The sequence below is a fragment of the Rhizobium freirei PRF 81 genome (assembly GCF_000359745.1).
GTDB classification, from domain to species: Bacteria; Pseudomonadota; Alphaproteobacteria; order Rhizobiales; family Rhizobiaceae; genus Rhizobium; species Rhizobium freirei.
The window spans coordinates 61,754-82,638 of sequence record NZ_AQHN01000054.1 but is presented as its reverse complement, the minus strand read 5'-3'; the positions used below and the strand labels follow the sequence as shown (position 1 = coordinate 82,638).

22 protein-coding genes are annotated in these 20,885 nt (G+C 59.4%); 10 read left to right on the top strand and 12 right to left on the bottom strand.

The features are described 5' to 3' along the window. Positions 1–104 precede the first annotated feature (104 nt). Positions 105–836 carry a response regulator gene (locus RHSP_RS09100; protein ID WP_004115226.1) on the top strand — a complete coding sequence of 244 codons (732 nt, stop codon included), beginning with the start codon at positions 105–107 and terminating at the stop codon, positions 834–836. Beyond that, a complete protein-coding gene (locus tag RHSP_RS09095; protein WP_037150757.1) occupies positions 833–2,098 on the top strand; it encodes an ATP-binding protein in 1,266 nt (421 codons plus the stop codon). Before RHSP_RS09100 ends, RHSP_RS09095 begins: the two co-directional genes overlap by 4 nt. 869 nt (positions 2,099–2,967) lie before the next feature. On the opposite strand, the gene RHSP_RS09090 is transcribed toward RHSP_RS09095, so the two are convergent. Then, on the bottom strand, positions 2,968–3,606 hold the full coding sequence (locus RHSP_RS09090) for a hypothetical protein (RefSeq protein ID WP_037150924.1): 639 nt from the start codon (positions 3,604–3,606) through the stop codon (positions 2,968–2,970). 465 nt (positions 3,607–4,071) lie between these two features. On the opposite strand from RHSP_RS09090, the gene RHSP_RS09085 reads away from it, so the two are divergent. After that, positions 4,072–5,211, top strand: a complete 1,140-nt coding sequence (locus tag RHSP_RS09085) for a M24 family metallopeptidase (RefSeq protein WP_004115207.1) — start codon at positions 4,072–4,074, stop codon at positions 5,209–5,211. A gap of 68 nt (positions 5,212–5,279) precedes the next feature. Here RHSP_RS09085 and RHSP_RS09080 read toward each other — a convergent pair whose 3' ends face one another. From RHSP_RS09080 to RHSP_RS09050, 7 genes are all read right to left on the bottom strand, one after another. Beyond that, positions 5,280–6,329: a DUF2278 family protein gene (locus tag RHSP_RS09080; RefSeq protein WP_004115203.1), complete on the bottom strand. Its 1,050-nt coding sequence runs from the start codon at positions 6,327–6,329 to the stop codon at positions 5,280–5,282. A 141-nt stretch (positions 6,330–6,470) separates the two neighbouring features. Then, entirely contained in the window at positions 6,471–7,529 is a 1,059-nt protein-coding gene (locus tag RHSP_RS09075) for an ABC transporter ATP-binding protein (protein ID WP_004115200.1), read from the bottom strand. A gap of 4 nt (positions 7,530–7,533) precedes the next feature. Continuing rightward, on the bottom strand, positions 7,534–8,364 hold the full coding sequence (locus RHSP_RS09070; RefSeq protein ID WP_004115191.1) for a carbohydrate ABC transporter permease: 831 nt from the start codon (positions 8,362–8,364) through the stop codon (positions 7,534–7,536). 3 nt (positions 8,365–8,367) lie between these two features. Further along, a complete protein-coding gene (locus tag RHSP_RS09065) occupies positions 8,368–9,300 on the bottom strand; it encodes a carbohydrate ABC transporter permease (protein ID WP_004115187.1) in 933 nt (310 codons plus the stop codon). Between the two features lie 88 nt (positions 9,301–9,388). Continuing rightward, on the bottom strand, positions 9,389–10,648 hold the full coding sequence (locus RHSP_RS09060) for an ABC transporter substrate-binding protein (RefSeq protein WP_004115185.1): 1,260 nt from the start codon (positions 10,646–10,648) through the stop codon (positions 9,389–9,391). A gap of 39 nt (positions 10,649–10,687) precedes the next feature. Next, on the bottom strand, positions 10,688–11,854 hold the full coding sequence (locus RHSP_RS09055; protein ID WP_037150752.1) for a PLP-dependent transferase: 1,167 nt from the start codon (positions 11,852–11,854) through the stop codon (positions 10,688–10,690). Further along, entirely contained in the window at positions 11,851–12,546 is a 696-nt protein-coding gene (locus RHSP_RS09050; RefSeq protein ID WP_004115179.1) for a FadR/GntR family transcriptional regulator, read from the bottom strand. The genes RHSP_RS09055 and RHSP_RS09050 overlap by 4 nt, the downstream gene beginning before the upstream one ends. A gap of 204 nt (positions 12,547–12,750) precedes the next feature. Here RHSP_RS09050 and RHSP_RS36015 point away from each other — a divergent pair, with 204 nt between their 5' ends. Further along, positions 12,751–13,005 (top strand): hypothetical protein, encoded by a 255-nt coding sequence (locus tag RHSP_RS36015; RefSeq protein WP_004115177.1) that lies wholly within the window; start codon positions 12,751–12,753, stop codon positions 13,003–13,005. A 429-nt stretch (positions 13,006–13,434) separates the two neighbouring features. After that, positions 13,435–13,575 carry a hypothetical protein gene (locus tag RHSP_RS35095; protein WP_167332647.1) on the top strand — a complete coding sequence of 47 codons (141 nt, stop codon included), beginning with the start codon at positions 13,435–13,437 and terminating at the stop codon, positions 13,573–13,575. Between the two features lie 33 nt (positions 13,576–13,608). Here RHSP_RS35095 and RHSP_RS09040 read toward each other — a convergent pair whose 3' ends face one another. Then, entirely contained in the window at positions 13,609–14,232 is a 624-nt protein-coding gene (locus tag RHSP_RS09040) for a helix-turn-helix transcriptional regulator (RefSeq protein WP_037150922.1), read from the bottom strand. A 172-nt stretch (positions 14,233–14,404) separates the two neighbouring features. On the opposite strand from RHSP_RS09040, the gene RHSP_RS09035 reads away from it, so the two are divergent. From RHSP_RS09035 to RHSP_RS09025, 3 genes are all read left to right on the top strand, one after another. Beyond that, a complete protein-coding gene (locus RHSP_RS09035) occupies positions 14,405–15,541 on the top strand; it encodes an aminotransferase class I/II-fold pyridoxal phosphate-dependent enzyme (protein WP_004115171.1) in 1,137 nt (378 codons plus the stop codon). A gap of 102 nt (positions 15,542–15,643) precedes the next feature. Further along, a complete protein-coding gene (locus RHSP_RS09030) occupies positions 15,644–16,930 on the top strand; it encodes a DUF763 domain-containing protein (RefSeq protein ID WP_037150911.1) in 1,287 nt (428 codons plus the stop codon). Between the two features lie 265 nt (positions 16,931–17,195). After that, positions 17,196–17,384, top strand: coding sequence for a hypothetical protein (locus tag RHSP_RS09025; protein WP_037150750.1), 189 nt, complete (start codon positions 17,196–17,198; stop codon positions 17,382–17,384). 39 nt (positions 17,385–17,423) lie between these two features. On the opposite strand, the gene RHSP_RS09020 is transcribed toward RHSP_RS09025, so the two are convergent. From RHSP_RS09020 to RHSP_RS09010, 3 genes are all read right to left on the bottom strand, one after another. After that, positions 17,424–18,152: an esterase family protein gene (locus RHSP_RS09020; RefSeq protein WP_004115167.1), complete on the bottom strand. Its 729-nt coding sequence runs from the start codon at positions 18,150–18,152 to the stop codon at positions 17,424–17,426. Continuing rightward, positions 18,149–19,108: an acetylxylan esterase gene (locus tag RHSP_RS09015; protein WP_004115164.1), complete on the bottom strand. Its 960-nt coding sequence runs from the start codon at positions 19,106–19,108 to the stop codon at positions 18,149–18,151. Before RHSP_RS09015 ends, RHSP_RS09020 begins: the two co-directional genes overlap by 4 nt. Before the next feature lie 68 nt (positions 19,109–19,176). Further along, entirely contained in the window at positions 19,177–19,722 is a 546-nt protein-coding gene (locus tag RHSP_RS09010; protein WP_004115161.1) for a GNAT family N-acetyltransferase, read from the bottom strand. A gap of 256 nt (positions 19,723–19,978) precedes the next feature. Here RHSP_RS09010 and RHSP_RS09005 point away from each other — a divergent pair, with 256 nt between their 5' ends. Next, complete coding sequence (locus tag RHSP_RS09005) at positions 19,979–20,257, top strand: hypothetical protein (protein ID WP_004115159.1); 279 nt, start codon at positions 19,979–19,981, stop codon at positions 20,255–20,257. 96 nt (positions 20,258–20,353) lie between these two features. After that, positions 20,354–20,590: a hypothetical protein gene (locus tag RHSP_RS09000; RefSeq protein WP_004115157.1), complete on the top strand. Its 237-nt coding sequence runs from the start codon at positions 20,354–20,356 to the stop codon at positions 20,588–20,590. Positions 20,591–20,885: the final 295 nt, after the last annotated feature.

Sequence of the window (20,885 nt, the reverse complement as noted above, 5' to 3'; positions counted from 1 at the left end):
TAAACTAACGTTTCCTGCTCGGGAATTTCCGTATTCGTGCCGCAAAACCCTTCTTTTCAGGGGATCGATAGTTTGTATAACGGTTGGAAAACGGGATGAAATCTATGACTGCGACAGCTGCGCCGGATATTCTGATAGTCGATGACGACCACGAAATCCGCTCGCTCCTCAGCCGGTATCTGGAGGAGCAAGGTTTTCGCGTGTCGACCGCAAGTGATCTTCGCGGCTGCAACGATGCGCTCAACCGCCGCCATCCCGATCTACTGGTTCTCGATGTGATGCTCCCCGACGGGTCCGGCCTCGATCTCTGCCGCGACCTCAGAAACCGTCGCCCCCGGGTGCCGGTCATCCTGTTGACTGCGCTGAAGGAAGACATCGATCGGATTCTCGGGCTTGAGATCGGCGCGGACGATTATCTCGGCAAGCCGTTCAATCCGCGCGAATTGGCGGCGCGTATTCGCGCCGTCCTGCGGCGTACGACCGAAGACCTCTCGATCGAACCCGAACAAAGGCGATTCCAGTTCGGGGATATGATGCTCGATCCGCAGCTTCGCCGCGTGACCAGAAGCAATGGCGAGGTGGTCTCGCTGACCGGGGCCGAATTCGATCTGCTCAAGGCATTTCTGGAGCGCGCCGGCCGGTTGCTGTCGCGCGATCAATTGCTCGATCTGACGCAGGGGCGCGACCGCGATCCCGCCGACCGCTCGATCGACGTCCTGATGAGCAGGTTGCGTCGCAAGCTCTCCGAAACCACCGACGAGCCGATCTTCCGCACGGTCCGCAACGGCGGTTATCAGCTCGTCGTACCGGTGACCGCTATAAAGGGCGATTCATGAGATCGCTGGGTGCGCGTCTGGCGCTGCTCCTGCTGACGGCCATCGTTCTGGTCGTCATTTCCTCGTCCTTCGTGGCAAGCCTCGTCATGCGAGGCCCGCGCCCGGACATGATGATCCAGCCCACGGCCCGTCAGCTCGCCATTCTTGCGACTTTTGCCGAGAAGGATAGGGCCTCGGCGACGTCGGCCGGACTGGTGGTCGCGCCCGTTCCTGCCGATGGCCCGCGCGATGAAGAACTGTCGCGTTTTCTCATGGAGGCGCTGCTTCGCATCTCCGGTATGCGTCAGGCGATCATATCCCACCAGTCGACGGGCGAGATGATCGCATCGCTGAAGCTCGACGACGGGAAATGGCTCATCATGCCGCTGCCGCAGCACGGCCCACCGCCGGGGGGCTGGAAGATCCTTGCGGAATGGCTCGGCTTGATCATCATCGGCAGCGTGCTGGTTTCGATCTTTGCCGCATCCAAGCTCATGAAGCCGCTGCGTTTGCTGGAGCAGGCGGTGGCTGCCGTCAACCCCGACGGCACGCTGCCGCATATTCCGGAAACCGGGCCTGGCGAAATTCGCGTGACCGCACAGGCGCTCAACGGCCTGTCGGCCAGGGTCAAGGCCGCCACGGAAAGCCGGATGCGGCTCGTAGCGGCCGCAGGGCATGATCTCAGGACGCCAATGACGCGGATGCGCTTGCGGGCGGAATTCATCAAGAACGATGAGGAGCGGCAGAAATGGCTTGCCGACCTCGAGGAGCTCGACAGGATTGCCGATAGCGCGATCGGACTGGTGCGAGAGGAAATTTCCAGCGACAGCCTGGAGCAGGTCAGGCTCGATGCGATCGTGAAGGATATCGTCACGGAGCTGAGGGCGATCGATATGAACGTCGAGAGCGGCGAGTTGGAGCCTGCGACGATCAGCGCAGGGCCGCTGGCGGTCACAAGAGCATTGCGCAATCTTCTGATAAACGCTGCCACGCATGGCCAATCGGCGATGGTGACGGTTACGCATCTCGGCAACAGGTCGGTGGTGAGGATCACCGACACCGGCCCCGGCATTCCCGAGGAGCGTCTCAATCAGGTCTTCGAGCCCTTTTTCCGCATCGACATCGCCAGACAAAAGTCCTTTCCCGGCGCCGGTCTCGGCATGGCTATTGCGCGTGAAATCGTCACCCGCTTCGGAGGCGAGATCACCGTACGCAACCGACAACCCAAAGGGCTGGAGCAGGTGGTGTCATTCAAGAGCGCCAACGGCCGATCAGCAAGCTGAGCCGAAAGCCCGATTGCTATAAAATGCAGGCCGCCCCTCGTTGAAGCAAAGGCTGAGGCGCATGCGGGACGTGACCTGGTTTTCCCGCAGATGGGTAGAAACGAGGGCACTATCGCGCCTCGGCGCCCGGTTTTGACAAATCGGCGCACCTCAATTCATCTCGGAAGTTCTGTGCCGAAGAAATTTATCATGTAAAGTTTTTGATATTTCAGAAGATGGCAATATCAAATTAAGTTTGCGGAACTTATTAAAGGGTAATACTCAAGTAGAAAAGACAAGACACCAAATTTCGCCAAAATGCCTTATTTGAGAAACATTCAGAAATATTTGAGGCATCGACTCCTGTAGAATTGCAATCGATCACTTGCTTGGCTCAATCAGGCTTTGATCGCCCCGCGTACCCGGCTTCGCCATGGCGCCCCCAACACGAATGGCGAAGCCGGATTATAACCGCGGTACAATGAAAATCCCTGGATAGATCATTTTAGAATAGTGCAGAATAGCCTGCACCTTGTCGGCCCCTGCCTTGATCACCGCGGCATAAGGAGGGAGTATCGGCTGCTATCTCGCGTTGAGCGCGGGGTAACTGGAGCCAGCACCGCCTCTGCCAATCGAAGGATCGCAAGGTCTTCGCGGGCTTGGCCGCTGCCTTGCCGCCTCAATGTGATGGCAAGTCGCGGGTACTGCGGAAAGCGTGCTAGGCTCGCGCCTCATTGGTCCGGGAACGCCGGGCGGGGCGCTCCCGGACCATTCGGCCCTTTAACGGGCCGCTCCTTCCAACCGACAAGGGCGTCCGGGGGGATCTTGCTTGGTTGGAAGAGGAGAGAAATGATCTTGGTTATGCGGCGAGTTCGGTCCGAACTGGCCGTCTAGCGTCGATCAGGAAATGCATGTGGCCCGGGAACGAGGGATCGCTCGGCATCCTCCAGCTTCGCAAGCTGATCGGCGGTCAGGATGCTACGCAGGGCAGCGGCTTTGTCCTTGAGGACGGTTGCCTTGGCAGCGTGATCCAACGCGAAGTCGGCCATGCGCTCGCCAAAGAGTTCCTTTCGCTCGTCGACCTCCCGGCCGGATGGCGGTGCTGCACCCTCATTGGGGAGCGGTGGGCCGGGCTGCCTATGCCGCGGGAACGCCAGAAAATCCGTCAGCGCGTTGGTATAGTCCCTCCAGGCATCGAGCTGGTTGCTGCGAACTCCGATCAGCGTTTCCATGGCCGACAGCTTGCCGGCAAGCTCCAGTGCCGGATTCAGCCCGCGAGGAAAACCACCGGGCGGGCCGAAAGGAGGCATGGGTCTACCGTCACCAAAGCCCATCATCGGTGCTCCGAAATGGGGACCAGGCCCCGGCCAACCGGCGGGTGGCATCCGGTCTGGCGCCGGCTGCGGCGCTTCGATACCGGCCGGAGATTGCGCCTCCCGTGCCGCTGCCGGCTCGGCTGCAAGAGCAGAAGCGGCCATGCCGCCGATCGCTGTTATCAACAAAGTTGCGACGATGTGTCGTTGCCTCATGTTCAGTGCCTTCATTACAATCGACTGGCGCTGAAGCTAAGGAGGCCGTGTGAACGCTATAGGTCTCGGTATTTCCCAATATTTCGCGGAAAGGGAATGTTGCGAACCAAGTTTGCTGGAAGCCGTCGAGCAATATTTCATTACAATTTTCCAGCAAGAGGTTGCGTGTCCAAGACGCAGGTTGATCCTCGAAAATGGAGCAGGCTCACGCCAAAATCCGCCGAAGACGATAGACTATGCGGACATGGGTGGAGCCTGAGGTTTGCGTTTGCAATCCTCGATCCGCCTCTTCAATAGAGACAACCTGCCATTGGCGCTGCTAGATAATTTGCCGATTGCAGGGGTGATTCCGGCAAAGACAATTTCCTTGTCGACATTTTGCCCACAAGATCATTAGTGTCGATCTCATCGCGTCGTGCACGGCGCAGAACGCATTCGGCCGAGAATATTGAGGAGAGTTGAAGAATGTCGTGGCAACATCCAGTTCCCAGGATCGCCGAGGAAGAAAGACAGGCGCGCCTTTCGCGCCTTCGCCAGGTGCTTGAAGCGGAGGGCCTCGCGGGCATGCTGCTCGGGCCAAGCGAGAGCCTGCGCTATTTCACGGGCCTCGTCTGGCACGCGAGCGAACGCTTTCTCGGGGCATTGGTGACGCCGACTGCGCTCTACTACATCGTCCCCGGCTTCGAGCGCAGCCGTGTCGAGACCCTGCCGCATCTGCCGGCCGAAATCCTCGTATGGCAGGAAGAGGAAAGCAGTGCCGCTCTCGTCGCAAGTCTGCTCGGCGACAGCGGCATTCTCGCACTCGACGACAGCATGCCGCTTTTCTACTACCATGCGCTGGCGGCGAAGCTCGGAGCCGAAAGGCTGACGAATGGCGGGCCGATCATCAATCGTCTTCGCCGGATCAAATCTCCGGCCGAGATCGCGCTCATTCGCTATGTGATGAACCTGACGCTCGATGTCCACAAGCAGGCTCACGCGCTGCTGAAGCCTGGCATCCGCGCCTCCGAAGTCGTGGAGTTCATCGACAGGCAGCATCGCCAAGCCGGCGCTTCAAGCTCGACCTTCTGCATCGTATCCTTCGGTGCGGCAACGTCGCTGCCCCACGGCGCCGACGGTGACCAGACGCTCGGCGAAGACGATGTCATCCTGGTGGACACCGGTTGCCGTCTCGACGGCTATCACTCCGACCTGACGCGAACCTACAAGCTGAAGGCTGGCGATACCGCTTTCGAAGACGCTTGGGCAATCGAGCGTGAGGCGCAGCAGGCCGTCTTCGATGCAGCCAAGCTCGGTGCTGCCTGCTCAAGCCTTGATGATGCGGCCCGTGCGGTCCTTGCGAAGCATTCGCTGGGGCCGGACTACAAGATGCCGGGATTGCCGCATCGCGCCGGCCATGGCTTGGGACTGGAAATCCATGAGGAGCCCTATATCGTCCGCGGCAACGCGACGCCGCTTGCCGCCGGCATGTGCTTCTCGAACGAGCCGATGATCGTCTTCCCACAGAAATTCGGTATCCGTCTCGAGGATCATATCTACACGACGGAAGAGGGGCCGCGCTGGTTCACTCAGCCATCCAAAGGGCCGACCGAACCTTTCGCCTGATGACGGATCAGCCCGGCGCTCGCGCGCCGGGCAACGCCGGACATTGGCCTCTATTGCTGCCGAAACTCTCACCCCTGGAATGGGATGGTCCGTCCGGGTTGTCTGGCCTGTTCCTTCGTATAGGAGACGCCGTGAACCTTGAGGCCCTGTGCGTTGAGCAGGGTGATGATCCCGCCTTTGTTGGATAGCGCGACGGGCGGCCGGATTTCGATGACCTCCGTCGCGCCTGCAGCAATCGAACCGCTCAAGGTCATTGTATTCTTCTGCTTGTCCTTGATTTGCCATCCCGTGAGATCGACGGGTACATCGGCCGTATTCAGCAGCGTAACGGTCTCTCGCTCCGGCGTTCTCACGTCGTTGACATAGGCTGCGACGATGCGCACCAGCCCATCCGGAACGTCGAAGGCGGGAATGGCATCGCGATCGATTGGCGCGTGCGGCAGGTTCGGATGACCCTCATTCTGTTGAACGATGACCGAGCCATCCGTGTCGTCCGAATGCCATGCCTGCGTCTGGAATTTCATGAAGACTGCGACCCATTGATTCTCGCGGGGAAACTCCAGTATCAGGCCGCCATCCTGCCAGGGGCCATTTTGAGAGGCATATTTGCCGGGCGGATTGCCTTGGTTGAAATGGATGTCATGAATGCCGCGACCGGGCTTGAAGCCGAAATATTGGTCTGCCTTATCGCTCTCAGGTCCCCAGGTCTCGCCGAAAGCATAGATCATCGCCAATTCGTCCGACATGGCGCGTTGAATGTAGCTATCGATCTTTTCGTTGAGATCATTGTCCGGGCCTGCGGCGGAAATCGGAAGCGGCTTCAGTTCCCAGGGCTGCATGAGGTTGCCACGGATGAAATCGAGCGCCACTCCGCCGGGCTGGCTCGGGGTCGGATGCAATCCCTCCGGCAGCTCCGCCAACTGCGCCGTGATCGGATGTTCGAAGCGCGAGCGCACGAGGAATTCGACCTCGCTTCCATCCTGCGAGCGCACATTGATCGCAATGCGGTACAATGTTCCGTTTTCCGAGACCAGCACCTGGTAATGCGGGCTCGAGCCGGTTGCCAAGCGATTGTTGATGGGTCTGCCTTTGAGCACGGCGTAATTGTTGAGCGGCATGACATCCTCCCGGAGCTAAAGAGGAGTTCATAGTGTCGCATCAGAATGAAACTTCTGCGACAGTGAAGGCCGGCAAATACGCGCGCCAAGGTTCCATCGGTTCACTAACCGCGCAAGGTGCTGTGATATAAAGGACGGCGCTTACGCCGCCCTTTTTCCTTCCTCATCGAAGACATGCAGGTGCTGCGCCGGGAATGCGACATTGACCTGCTTGCCGGCACTCAGTGCGCTGCGATCCAGCGTGAACACCTTGAAGGGCAAGCCATGCAGCGAAAGATGCAGGATGATGCCGAAGCCGGTTGGTTCGATGAGTTCGACATTGGCAGCCATGTCGGACGGATTGGACGATAGCACGACATGCTCCGGACGAATGCCGAGCGTCACCTTTGTCCCCGCCGTCAGTTTCAACGGCTTCAAAAGCGGCACGAGAGTGCCGTCCTTGAGCTTGACGCCATTTCCCTCATAGATCGCTTCGAGGAAGTTCATGCCGGGCGAGCCGATGAAGCCGGCCACGAAGAGATTGGCGGGATGGTCGTAAAGTTCGAGTGGGCTGCCGACCTGCTGCACCACGCCGCCATGCATGGCGACGATGCGGTCCGCCAGCGTCATGGCCTCGATCTGGTCGTGGGTGACATAGATCGACGTTGCTTTAAGATCGCCGTGCAACTTCTTGATTTCGGCGCGCATCTGCTCGCGCAAGCGGGCGTCGAGGTTCGAAAGCGGCTCGTCGAAGAGGAAGGCCTTCGGCTGGCGTACGATGGCGCGGCCCATGGCGACGCGCTGACGCTGGCCGCCGGAGAGCGCCTTCGGCCGGCGTTCGAGCAGCGGATCGAGGCCGAGCTTGGCTGCCGCGTTCGCGACGGCCTTGGCAATGCTTTCCTTCGCCATCTTCCGAAGCCGCAGGCTGTAGCTCATGTTGCCGGCCACATTCATATGCGGATAGAGCGCATAAGACTGGAACACCATGGCGATGTCGCGATCCTTCGGATGCAACTCGTTGACGCGCTTCTTCTCGATGCGGATTTCGCCGCCGCTGATGTCTTCGAGGCCGGCAATCATCCTGAGCAAGGTGGACTTGCCGCATCCGGAGGGACCAACGAGAACGACGAACTCGCCATCCTTGATGCGAAGGTCGATGTCGTGCAGCACCTGCACGTGGCCGTAGGCTTTCTTGACGTTCTGAATATCGATCGATGCCATTTGACTAACCCTTGACCGCGCCGGCCGTGAGACCCTGCACGAGATAACGTTGGATGAGCAGGAAGAAGAGGGCTGCCGGAATGAGCGCCATGACGCCCGCCGCCATCATCTGCCCGAAGTCCACGGAGAATTTCGAGACGAAGGTGAGAAGCCCGACCGGGAAGGTCGCAGCCTGATTGCCGTTTATGAGCATCAGCGCGAAGAGCAGCTCGCTCCATGCCGCGGTGAAAACGAAGCCGAGCGTCGCCGCGATGCCGGGCAGGGTGAGCGGCAGGATGATCTGCCTGAACGCGGTAAACTGCGTTGCGCCGTCGATCATGGCCGCCTCTTCCAGATCCTTCGGAATGCCGTCGAAGAAGGACTGCATCAGGAAAGTGGCGAAGGGCACGTTGAAGGCCGTGTAGACGATGACGAGGCCGGTCAGGCTGTTCGTCAGGTGCAGCGGCGTCAGGATCTTGAAGATCGGCGCGACGAGCATGACCAGCGGGAACATCTGCGTCAGCAGCATCAGCGCCACGATCCAGTATTTGGCGCGGAAGGTGAAGCGCGAGAGCGCATAGCCCGACAGCGAAGCGCAGATGGTGACCGTAATCGCCGTCGAGGCGGAGACGATCAGGCTGTTCTTGAAGAAGGTCGGAAAGTCGCTGTGCTGCAGCACGAAGGAGTAGTGTTCCCAGGTCGTGCGCGACGGCCACATGCGCACGCCTTCCGTATAGAGCAGGTCATTCGGCGTCACCGAGACCTTGAGCAGCCAGAAGAGCGGAAAGAGCGCGAAGACGACATAGCAGAGGATCGCCAGCCGATGTGCAATGGTGGGGATGATGGATCGTCTCATGGCTCAATCCTTCAGCAGGGTCTGCCGCAGCAGGATGATCAACATGGAATAGGCAAGTAGCAGCACCAGCAGAACCAGGGCGATGGCCGAGGCATAGCCGAAATCCAGCCGCCTGAAGGCCTGCGTGAAGATGTAGCTGGCGACGATCTGCGTGCGGTCCGCGGGGCCGCCGCCCGTCATGACGATGATCAGATCGGCGAAGTTGGACACCCAGACTGTGCGCAGGAGCACCGTGATGGCGATCGTCGGCGCAAGGAAGGGAAGCGTGATCGAGCGGAAGCGTTCGAACCAGCCGGCGCCGTCGATCGAAGCGGCCTCATAGAGATCGCGCGGGATCGCCTGGAGTGCGGCCAAAAGCGTGATCGCAAAGAAGGGAATGCCCCACCAGACATTGGCGACGATCGGTCCCCACATCGCATATTGCGGATCGGACAGGATATTGGTCGGCTCGCTCATCAGGCCGAGAGCGTAAAGCCAATGCGGGATCGGGCCGATGACCGGGTTGAACAGCCAGGACCAGTTGAGCCCCGCGAGGAAAGAGGGAACCGCCCAGGGCAGGAACACCAAAGCCTGCACGATCGACCGGCCAGCAAAGGGCTTGTCCAACAAAAGAGCCAGGATGAGCCCAAAAATGAATTGCAGCGCGACCGAAGCACCGGTCCACCACAGCGTGTTCTTCAAAGCCCAGTAAAAGGCGCCATCTTTCGCAAGGTCGCGGAAGTGCTGGAGGCCGATGAAGCCGCCGGAAAATGGATTGAGCAATTGAATATCGCGAAAGGCATAGGAAACGCCGATCGCCAGCGGCACCAGCATCACAGCGATGATGAGGATAAGGGCAGGCGCGCTATAGAGATAGGGTTCCGAGGCGTCGGCGAGGCGCTTCAGCCACGGTCTGCGGTCGTGCCGCCCGTCGAGCGTGTCGGCGATCGAAGTCATCTGCAAGAGTTCCCGTTCGCGGCGTTCGGACGCCGTCTGTTTCAGTGGCAGGAATGGCGGCGGATTGCTCCGCCGCCGAACATGCGGATTATTTCTTGGCGAGGAATTTCTGCTGCGCCTTGGTCAGATAGTCCGCCCACTGGGCGGCAAGGTCCTTCGCGGAGATATCGCCGAGCATCGCCTGCTGCGAGGTCTTGATGGCGAGTGAATCCTTGAAGAAGGCGAATTCCTCAAGATAGGTCGGCATGACGGTGGGGACGGTGTCCTTGTCGGCCAATTCCTGGAACCAGCCCTTGAACTGATCGCCGGCGTAGAAGGGGTCCTTTTCGGCCGCGGTATAGGCCGGCAGCGCGCCGATCTTCTTGTTCCAGACGAGGTTGCCTTCCGGTCCCTCAAGCGTTTCGATCAGCTTCCAGGAGAGATCCTTGTTCTGGCTGCTGGAGAACATCGACCAACCGCCGTAACCGATGGTCGGGAAGGATTTGCCATCCGGGCCTTTGGGCAGCGGTGCCACGCCGAAATCGTCCTTGTTCATGCGCTCGGCGACGGCGATCAAAGCATCCGGATCCTGGTCGAGGAAGGCGCAGGTGCCGGAATAGAAACCGGCGACGACTTCGTTGAAGCCCCAGTTGACGCTATCCTTCGGCGCGTAGCCCTTCTTGTAGAGATCGACCATCCATTCGATGCCCTTGGCCCAGCCGGCGCTGTTCATCGTCGAGGTGCCGTCATCCTTGAAGTACTTGTTGTCGCCGGCCATGGAGGCGGCGAAGATCATCCAGCCGTTGAGACCGCCCGGACCGCCGCGCATGCAGTAGCCGTATTTGCCCGGCAGCTTGGAGATGGCTTCGGATGCCTTGACGAACTCGTCCATCGTCTTCGGCGGCGCCGCGACGCCGGCGTCCTTGAGGATTTTCTTGTTGTAGAACATGGCGCGCAGATAGAAGCCATAAGGCAGCATGTAGGCCGTATTCTTCACGTCGCGGCCGAGCTGCAGTGCCCGCGGCGTCAGTTCCTTGGTATGCTCCCATTTCGCCAGATACGGCTCCAGGCTTTCGAGCATGCCGTTATTGCCGTAAAGCGAGAGCCAGGTGTCGGGCATTTCCATGACGTCCGGCGTGTCGCCGGCCGAAACCATGGTGGCGAATTTCTGGAAGGCTTCGTTCCAGGGCAGGGAGATGATGTCGACCTTGGTGCCTGGATTGGCGGCTTCGAACTTTGCGACGATCGACTTGAGCGTCTCGGTGCGCTCTGGGCTCGTGATCACTTCCACGAGCTTCAAAGTCGTACCGGCAAAGGCTGTGCCCGCCATCATGGCGGTAAAGAGTGCTGCGGTTATCAGTCTTTTCATGTTGTTCCCCTTTTAGGTTTTCCTCACAGGTTGCTTAATTCACGAGGCGGCGGCGATTGCCTCCTCGAGTTCCTTCCACAGGGCCTCGGTTCCTTCGAGGCCGATATGGAGACGCACGGAGCGCGCGTTGATGCCGAATGTGTGGGCGGAATTCGGCTGAGCCTTCTGCTGCAGCACGACTTCGCCGGGCACGATCAGGCTTTCATGTCCACCCCAGCTCACACCCAGTTTGAAGAGCGTGAGGCGGTCGGCGAAGGCGCGGACATCCACACCTTCGCGGAAGATGAAGGAAAACAGACCCGAGGTTCCGTTCAGGCCTGCGGGCAGGCGATTGGCGAGGCCCGGATGGCAGACCTGCTCGACGACGTCGAGCTCCTGCAGTCGCTTTGCGATCGTCATCGCCGCAGCCTCATGCACCTTCATGCGGATCGGCAAGGTGCGCAGACCGCGGATCAGAAGCCATGCGTCGAAGGGCGAAAGCTTGCCGCCGAGATAGGGATAGGCCTCGGCCTTCAGCCGCGCGATCATCTCCTTCGAGCCTGCAACGATGCCGGCGACCACATCGCTATGACCACCGAGATATTTGGAGGCGGAATGGATGACGAGATCGACGCCGAGCTTCAGCGGCTGCTGGAAATAGGGGGTGGCCCAGCTGTTGTCGATCATCGAGACGACGCCATGCTGCTTGGCGAGCGCGGCCAGGGCACCGACGTCGTGCGCTTCCATGACCCAGCTCGTCGGGCTTTCCATGTAGAAGACCTTGGCGCCAGGAAGCGCCTTGGCGACGGCTTCCTCGTCGCGACCGTCGACATAGGTCACCTCGACCTTCATCCGCTTCAGAACGGTGCCGAAGAGGCGGAAGGCATCGGGATAGACATGCTTGACCGCAACGATCCGGTCGCCCGGCTCGACAAAGCTCAGAACGGCCGACGAGATCGCCGCCATGCCGCTGGCGAAACCGAGCGCGTCCTCCGCGCCTTCGAGCTTTGCCAGCATTTCCTCGAACATGCGCACCGTCGGGTTGAGGCCGCGCGTATAGATGGGCCGCACCTTCTCGCCGCGATAGGAGGCGATCATCTCGTCATAGCTGGAGAAGGTGAACAGCGATGTCTGGAAGATCGGCGGCACCACGGCTTCGGCGAAATTGCCGTCGTCATGGGCTGTGATGAGGGATGCAAGTTCGAACGGCTCTAGCCCGTCAGTCATTTGGACATTTCCTTGATATCTTCCTCGACCACGTCGAGAATTTTTAGCGTTTCAGCGCGCGCCGCTTCGGGATCCTGGTCGACGATCGCGTTGAACAGGGTTCGGTGAAAGGGAAAGGATCGGCGTGCGAAGTCCTGCCGCGCGAAAGGATGGGACCAGAAGCGTTCGAAGGTTTCGCGCATCTGCTCGAGAAGTTGCTTGAACAGCGGATTGTGCGTGGCGTCGTAGACCGCCAAGTGAAAGGCGAGGTCCTCCGGTCCGGCCGTGCCGTTGGCGACGTGGACGCGTTCCATCTCGTTGAGCTTCTGCTCGATAATGACGATATCTTCGTCGGTGCGCTTCCTTGCCGCTACCATGCCGGCCTCGCATTCGATGCCGCGCCGGACCTCCAGCGTCTGCAGCAGCGCGTCGCGCAAATGCGACGGATCGAGCGAAAGCGGCATATGGATGGTCGCCTTGGAAACCGGCTTCAGCAGGAAGGTGCCGCTGCCTTTTCGCGATTCCATGACCCCCAACGCCTGGAAATAGGTGATCACTTCGCGGATCGTCGAACGTCCGACGGAAAGCGCCGTCATCAGTTCGCGTTCCGTCGGCAGCCGGTCGCCTGCCTGCAGCTTGGACGACTCGATGAAGCTCGACAGCGCCTCGATGACTTGCTGCGTGCGGTCGATGGAAGGAAGGGGCGTTAGCATGGTCTTGGTCATGGATATTAAATTGGTCTGACATCTGCCATCAGGTCAATCTCTTTTTGCAAAAGATACGATTTTTCTGTGGTCGATATCTTGCCGCCGGCAATTTCGGGGGCCGGAAGGAGGAGGGTGAGCTTGCCCTTAGTCTTCAAGAGCACCGGCTGCGCTGATAAAAGGAGCGCAATATGAGTCCCGGATTGGAAAAGAATGGCTGCGCGAGATCGATATTCACGGAAACTGGAATGCGCGAAATGCGGGCACACGGGTTTTGCCGAGGTTTCGGAAACCGATGACCGCCGCACATCCGGTCGCGACTTCAAGATCGACGACATGCCCCGCGGCTTTTCCACGGAGCGGCAGTCGCCCGATCCGCGCAAGCATATGATGAAGTGCCGCTGCGGAGCCGTCTTCCGGTTCGAACAGGATACGGTCTATGCGCCCGGCGGCGAGCCGCGTCGATGACAGACTGCGTCCAGAAAAGAAAAAAGCCTCGCGCAGGCGAGGCTAAGCTTGTGCCGCTCCGGGGAAATCGGAAGCGACGCGGCGTGGTTTAGTCGCGACTGTTCATTCCGGCTAGGTCAGTTTGCGCGATTACGGTACGCTCGCATAAAAAAGCTCGGCGCGTTTTCGGGCTTGCTCACCGGTTGCATCTCTCGGCTCAATGTCTTCGGGTCGCTGCATGATCGCATATGTGGAAAATTCTTCCGAGAGGTGCAGGAGCATGATCGCCAAAACCATCCTGGCGTGCATCCGTGTTCAGCTACCGTTCATTTAGGTGGAGGCAAAAAGGCAATTGCCGCAACGCCTTGCGGTCGTCGAGGCCCGGCTTCCAGGCGGCTTTCCGATCCGGTCGTCGGGCCTCGCAGATACTTAAAGAATTTGGATATTCGCATGCGATTATTTCTCGCCTTCGTCGACTGGATTCGTCGCCGCCGTCAACTGCGGCGGGAGCGCGAGACGATTCAATATTCGGCCGATGACCCCTGGGTCCTGCAGCAGATCGAAAAATTCGAACGCGAGTTGAAGCGCTAAAGCTGCAGCGTTCCTGCGTCGCCGGTCTCGTGTCTAGTTTTCGGTCGCCTGCAGCTTCTTTTGCCGGGCTTCTCGCAGATGCTTGTAGACGGTTGCTCGCGAAATGCCGAGCACGCGCGCGAGATAGGGGACCAGATTGCGGATCGAAAAATAGCCTTCCTGCTCCAGCCGCCCGACGAGGTCTGCGTGATCTTCCTTGGCAAGCGCTGAGGCCGCCAGCCCTCGTTCGCCGAGGAAATCAGCGATTGCGGCGTTAACGGTTTCCTGCCAATCGGCGTTGAAAAGCGCGGATGGCTGCGCCCCGGCGCCTTGAAAGGCTGCCAGCAGGTTCAGCGCGTCGCGAGCGGCCTCGATCGGCGCAATATCGAAATTGATGCACAGCAGCCCGTATGGTTCGCCAGCCCCATTCCGCAGCACCGCGGTGATCGACTTGAGCTGCCGCCCATCGAAATTTGTCTTGCGATAGGGTCCGACGACATCGGCGCCAAGCAATCCGATATCCTTCAAATCGGCAAGCGACGAGCCGCCGACGTCACGCCTTGAGATATTGTTGGCGATATAAGCGATCGTCTGGGTTCTCAGGTCGTGAATGACGACTTCGGCATGCGGCTTGAGCAGGATCGCGATGGCTTCGGCGACGGGAATGAATTGTGGCATGCCGTCTTGGCAAGGTGGTGCTTCGCTAATCGGGTCAATCTCTCTCGGCATCGCTTCTTTCCGTCTGCGCTATTTACATTAAGTATATATTTGACAAATTGTCAATGCACCACTAGTTTCGAGCCAATAAGCGTCGGCGCGGATGTGCTGATCATTTTCGGAGAAACAACCCATGCCGGTCCTGCCAGATTTCAAGCTCGAAACCTATTTCTCGAAATGGGAGTTCAGCGCACGCTATCATATGACCGCATCTGACGCGCAGAGCATGACTATGGCGGAATTGCTCGACATGGCAACGCCGGAGCAGCGGCAAGCCCATGAGAACCTGTGGTTGGGATATACCGAGACCTTCGGCTCTCCGGAGCTGCGCGATATCATCGCCGGTCTTTATCAGCAGATACAGCGGGCGGACATTCTCTGCTTCGCGGGCGCGGAAGAGGGCATCTACATCGCCATGCATGCGCTTCTCGAAGGGGGCGACCACGCGATCGTCGTGACGCCCAATTACCAATCGTCCGAAACGATACCGCTGAGCATCTGCGACGTCTCTGCCGTGGCTCTCGATCCGCAGGACGGCTGGTCGCTTGATATCGATGCCGTCAGCGCAGCCATCCGGCCCAATACGAAGCTGATATCGATCAATTTTCCCCATAATCCCACCGGAAAGGTCCTGGAAAGGGAGAGATTCGACGCATTGGTCAATCTTTGCCGACAGCATGGCATCTGGCTCTTCAGCGACGAGGTCTATCGGGGTCTTACCGTCGAAGGTCAGGCCATGTTGCCGGCCGCCGCTGATGTCTATGAGCGCGGCGTATCGCTGGGCGTCATGTCAAAGGCCTATGGGTTGCCGGGGCTGCGCATCGGCTGGATCGCCTGCCGCGACCACGGCCTGCTTTCGCAGATGGAGCGGATGAAGCACTATCTCTCCATCTGCAATGCCGGTCCGAGCGAAAGCCTGGCCAAGATCGCCTTGCTCAATGCCGACAGGATATTGGATCGCAACAACCGGCTGATCGCCTCCAATCTGACAAAGCTGAAATCGCTGTTTGCCGAGTTCGACCATCTTTTCGATTGGTACACGCCCGATGGCGGTTGCGTCTGCTATCCGCGTTACAAAGGCTCGGACGGTGTCGAAACCTTTGCGCGGGAACTGGTCGAGCAGGCAGGCGTGCTATTGCTGCCCGCCAGCCTCTATCGATCGGATCTGAGCGAGACACCGGCCGACCGTTTCCGCATAGGTTTCGGCCGCGCCAATATCGATGAAGGCATTGCGGCCATGCGTTCCTATCTGCTGCGCAATCGCGTCTGATCCTTGGCTGTTCCGTAGCGTATGGTTGACGAAGACGGAGCGGATGGCGCAAATCAGTCGCCGGTACTACAATGCGGTCACTGAAGATAAAGAGTGACGATATTGGCGCAAAGAGCTGGCAAAGCTGACCTTCCGTTGCATGGCGGCCGCGTGCCGCGGTGGCTCGGCGACCGGATGACAAGGCTGGGCGCCGTGATCACCGAGGCCATCGTGCAGCACTACGGGCGCGACGAGCTGTTTCGTCGGCTGGCCAATCCCTTCTGGTTCCAGTCCTTCGGTGCCGTCATGGGCATGGACTGGCATTCCTCCGGCATCACGACAAGCGTGCTCGGAGCATTGAAGCGCGGCCTCACGCCGCTTTCCGGCGAGCTTGGCATCCATGTTTGCGGCGGGCGCGGCGCACAGTCGCGCAAGACCCCTGACGAATTGCTCCATATAGGCGATCGGGTCGGCATCGACGGGGCATCGCTTGCCAGCACAAGCCGGCTGATCGCCAAGGTGGACAGCGCCGCAGTGCAAGACGGGTTCGATCTCTACCTGCACGGCTTCATCGTGGCGGATGACGGCAAATGGGTTGTTATCCAGCAGGGCATGAACGGCGAGCGGCGGCAGGCCAGGCGATATCACTGGCTTTCCGAGGGTTTAACCGGTTTTCTGAATTCGCCTCATGCGGCGATTGAGGGACGGGAGCAGGGCGAGATCATCAATCTTGCCGATCGGCGGGCCAAGCGTTCCCGCAATGGCCAGCTGGATTTACTCGCGTCGTTGGGGCCTGATAAAATCATTCGTGAATTCAAGGCGCTGAGTGGCGAGGCTCCAGTCGTTCGCGAACAGGGTGCACAACCGATGTTGCCATATCTCATCATGCCCGCGCACCATGATGTGCGCGAGGAGGATGTGAACATGCGCCGCCTGCATGGAAATCTCGCGGCGGCAGCGGACCGCGGCCCGCTGGATTTCGAAGAGTTGCTTCTCACGCCCGGCGTCGGCGCGCGTACGGTGAAGGCACTGGCGATGGTCGCCGAGGTCGTGCACGGCGCGCCCTGCCGCTTTTCCGATCCTGCGCGCTTTTCGCTGGCTCATGGAGGCAAGGATCGTCATCCCTTTCCTGTGCCGTTGAAGGTCTATGACGAGACCATCAACGTGATGAAATCGGCCGTCCGGAAGGGACGCCTCGGCCGCGATGAGGAGCTGGCGGCGCTGAAGCGGCTGGACGACCAGTCACGCATTTTGGAGCGCTACGTCACAGGCCCCGATCTCAAGGAAATCGTTGCCGGCGAGTTCGACAGATCCTTCTCCTACGGTGGCCGCAGCGTCTTTGGCTGGGAGCCTCCGGCGAGTTCCGAAGACGACAGCGCAGCGGACAGCGTCCGGTCGTCCGGGCAATGAGCCGACAAATTGGCGGAAGAAGGCTGCTCGCCGAGGCAGCTTCGACGTTAACGTCTGGCGAGATATGGCGGCCCACGCCATTTCCAGATTTGGTGCCGGCGGAGCCGCGTTCACAAGCCCTCGTCACGTCGTCGCCCCGCAGGCGATCCGCAATCGCGGCACCCGAGCAGATTAACGGACGTAGTTAATTTTTTAACAATTCCGCTGATATTGATGGAACGGAACATGGATTCGAAAGTTTCCGAGCCAGGCCGGAGGATTAGAGATGAATTTGAAGATCGTCACCGCGCAGTCGGAAGTGGAGACCGATGATACCGGAACCTATCCGGACGGTATGGTCGAGCGCATGCTGATCGACTTCTCAACGAGCTATGAACAGCAGCATCGCAAATCCCACGAGCGCGACTATGGCGCGCGCAAGGCGATCAGGCCCGTTCCGCTCGGTCTGGTCTAATCTCGCTCGCGGCCCGGCGCCGCTCAAGCTTTGGGTAGCTCAAATATAGAGAGGGGCCATTCTGCGCCATGCGCCGGCCCTGTGCGCACGCCCGTCCCAGACATGCAAATGATGGCTGATCTGCTTGTCGGCAAGCAGCCGGCTCAAATACCTGTTGTTGTCGACGAATGGGTCGGCGTCGCCGATCGTCAGCACGATATCGACCTGCCTCAGCTTGTCCAATTGCAATTCGCAGGCCAGTCCCGGCAGGAAATGGGTCGGCGTATGGAAATAGATGTCGTCGTCGTAATAGCCGTCGAACAGATCGGTGAAGGATTCGACCTGCATCGTCAGATCGTAGCGGCCCGAGAAGGCGACGAGCTTGCGAAAGAGGTGAGGGTGGCGGAACACCAGGCTGGCGGCCTGGAAGGCCCCAAGGCTGCAGCCGTGGACGATCGTGCATTCATGATCGTTCTTCTGCGCCATCAGCGGCAGGACCTCATTCAGGATATATTCCTCGAAAGCTCTGTGGCGGCGAATGCGCTCTGACGGATGCCGGCCGGCACCATAAAAGGTTTCCCCGGCGAGCCCTTCAATGCAGTAGAGCTGAAGATGTCCGGCGTTCAATTTTTCCGCGAGGCTGGCGACGATGCCGATCTGCTCATATTGCCAGAACCGCCCGTCTCTCGTCGGAAACATCAGCACTTTGGCGCCGGCATGGCCGAACACCAGAAGCTCCATGTCTCGTTCCAGCCTCGGGCTGTACCAGCGCAGATATTCGCGGTTCATAGCACCTTGAAAAAACGCCCCACCTTGTCTCGCAGAATTGCGTTCTGCCTATCCATAGCATCGTATTCGAAATGGCCGGCGTCCAGGATGAAGATTTCGTTAAATTTCTGCGTCGCATTTGCGACGGCGAACTGGCAGGGCGGCGCCACGGCGGGATCGAAAAGGGCGGGCGCAATGAGCATCGGCACCTTGATGCGGCTTGCTGCGATCGCGGCATCGAAAAAGCGCAGGGTTTCGAGCACGCTGCCGTGTTTCTCCTGATAGATCTGCACGGATTGGGCGCTGCCCACGGTTGGCAACGTCAGCCAAAGCTGCCGATGGCCGAATGTCGGGACCACGAGATAGCCACGGTCGATGCGGGCGTCGAAGGGAATTGCCAGAGCGCCAATGCCGCCGCCGAAACTGATGCCGCTATAGCCGATGCGACCGGCGATCCACGGATAGAGGGTCTCCAGGGTTGATACCGCGAGCCAGAGATCTTCGACGCAGCCGCCGATGACGTAGGTGTCGCGGCTCTCTATGCCGCAAATGACGTGGTCCGAAGCATCCGCTGGAATTTGCCGACAGCCGCTGAGCGACAGGCCGCGGGAACAGGGAAACAGTACTGCCGTCTCTTCCAGCGGCAGATCAAAATCGGGTTGGTCTCTGCCGCCATAGCCATGCCCGACGACCAGTCCCCGCCGTACCTGCCCCTTGCGGGGAATAAGAAGCCAGCCGTTGATTGGAAACGATCCGGTCGATGTGTAGCCGATATCGAAGACTTGCCAGTTATCGTGGCGCAGCTCGCTGTGACGGAGCCTGGGCTGTGGATCGACTGAGATGGCAGCCCTGTAGCGCTTCTGCCAGAACTCGTCGAAGCCGTCGGGCGCTTCCGGCGGTTCGATAGCGCGGAGCTGTTCGAGCTTCATGCCATAGGTGGGATCGAAGGCGAATGGATGGACTGTCGGGATACTCATATGCGCGTTTTCGCGTGAATGTGCCGATGGCGCAAGGCCGCGATCCCGTTCCTCAGCGTTTCCGAGGTCTATTGCCCCGGTCTATCGACGCGGTAGAGTGCATGCGGTCGCAAGATATGCCCCGGCGGCACGGTGACGTCGTCAAAGTCGCCATTTTCCACACGCGCCATGCCGATCTTTTCCATTACCTGCCGGGATGGCAGGTTGACGCTCGACGTGTAGCCAATCACGCATTCGGCACCAAATTGCTGCCACGCGAAATCGAGACAACGATGGCTGGCTTCTGTGGCATAGCCTTGCCGCCAATGGGCCTGACCGAGAATCCAGCCGATCTCAAGTGGGAAACTGCCTGGAACTTCCGGTCCGGGACGCGACAGACCTGCGCCCCCAATCAGCACACCGTCGGCTTTGCGCTCGACGGCAAGGAATCCAAACCCGTCCTGCATCAATCGTTCATTGGCCTCGTCGATCAGCTTATCCGTTTCCGTCGCCGTCAGCAAACTCGGGTAATAATATCGCCGCACCTTGGCATCGGCGTTGATGGCGGCGAACGGCGCGCGGTCCCGATCCTGCCAGGGTCGGAGAATGAGCCGGGAGGTTTCCAGAATAAGCATCATGCCTCTTGCAGCAAAAACATTCGATATTACGCCACCAGCTGCGCCGCTCTTCCAGCACAGAGCAGTTTCGCGGCATTTTCCTCCATGAGTCTGCTTAGAAAGTCTACCGCAGCGTGCAACCGGTGTCGTTCGCCAATGCGCCGCCTTTCATCCTTTGTGAGTTGGTGACACCCAACGAAAAGATGACGCAAATAGGCTGGTATTCTTGCGGAGCGAGGTCGCCTGCGCGCGCCTCTTGGAGTATGCTGCGTCCATGATCAGGATTTTAGCAGCACTCGTCGGAATCTCGGTTGCGGGCTCGGCACTGGCAGGGCAGGGCCAGGTTGTTCCAGTCACCGGCAAGATCCAGGATTGCTCGAATGCTGCCGATCAGGTTTTATCGAAGACAAAAGGGCGCCTGCTGTCCGTCAGGCCACGCGACAACCGCTGCATCGTGACCGTGATTGTCCGGCATGGCGAGCAACGGCCGGAAAAGGTCGTGGTTCGCGTTGACTACATCGATGCCGATCCTAACCAAGAGAATGGCCAATAGCTGCGAGTGGTAAAAGGGACCGCGTGAAAAATGGGCGATATCATCCCGTTTAGGCCCACGACGAGGCATAATAAGCGACTTGACGAGCAGGCTCGCATGGAAAAGGAGCTGCTGCTGCCCTTCACGAAGATGGAGGCGCCAAGGCACTCCCATGCCAATTCGCCGAAGCTTAAGGCATTGGGCGATGCACCCAAGAAGGGCCTTCCGTTGCACGGCATTGCCATTCTGCTCGGTACGGTCCTCTTCTACGCGCTGGTGATCTCTCATGCTGTCGGACAGCCGCATTATTCGGCCCGCGCCAACCTTATGCCCGCGGTTTTTGTGGAGAACTAGGCTTTCTCGCACGATGTTTGATGCAGGGCGCAGATCGCGCTCCAGGTTTCACGGCGAGCCAAACCTGGCAAGAAAGCCGCGACTGACGACGTAATTCCGGCACTTTTCCTGCCTATGGCCTTCGATCGGCATAACAATGGCATCTGTTTGCTGCGCGAAGCGGCGTGGGCGACGTCTGCGCTCACCTCCGGTGAAAGCCTGTCCTGAGTGCCAGCGATCACTGCGGCTTGGTCGTTCGACCGTGAGAAATATTTAAGCCTGTTCGTTAAGTGAAGATTCCACCTAATCTGGTGTA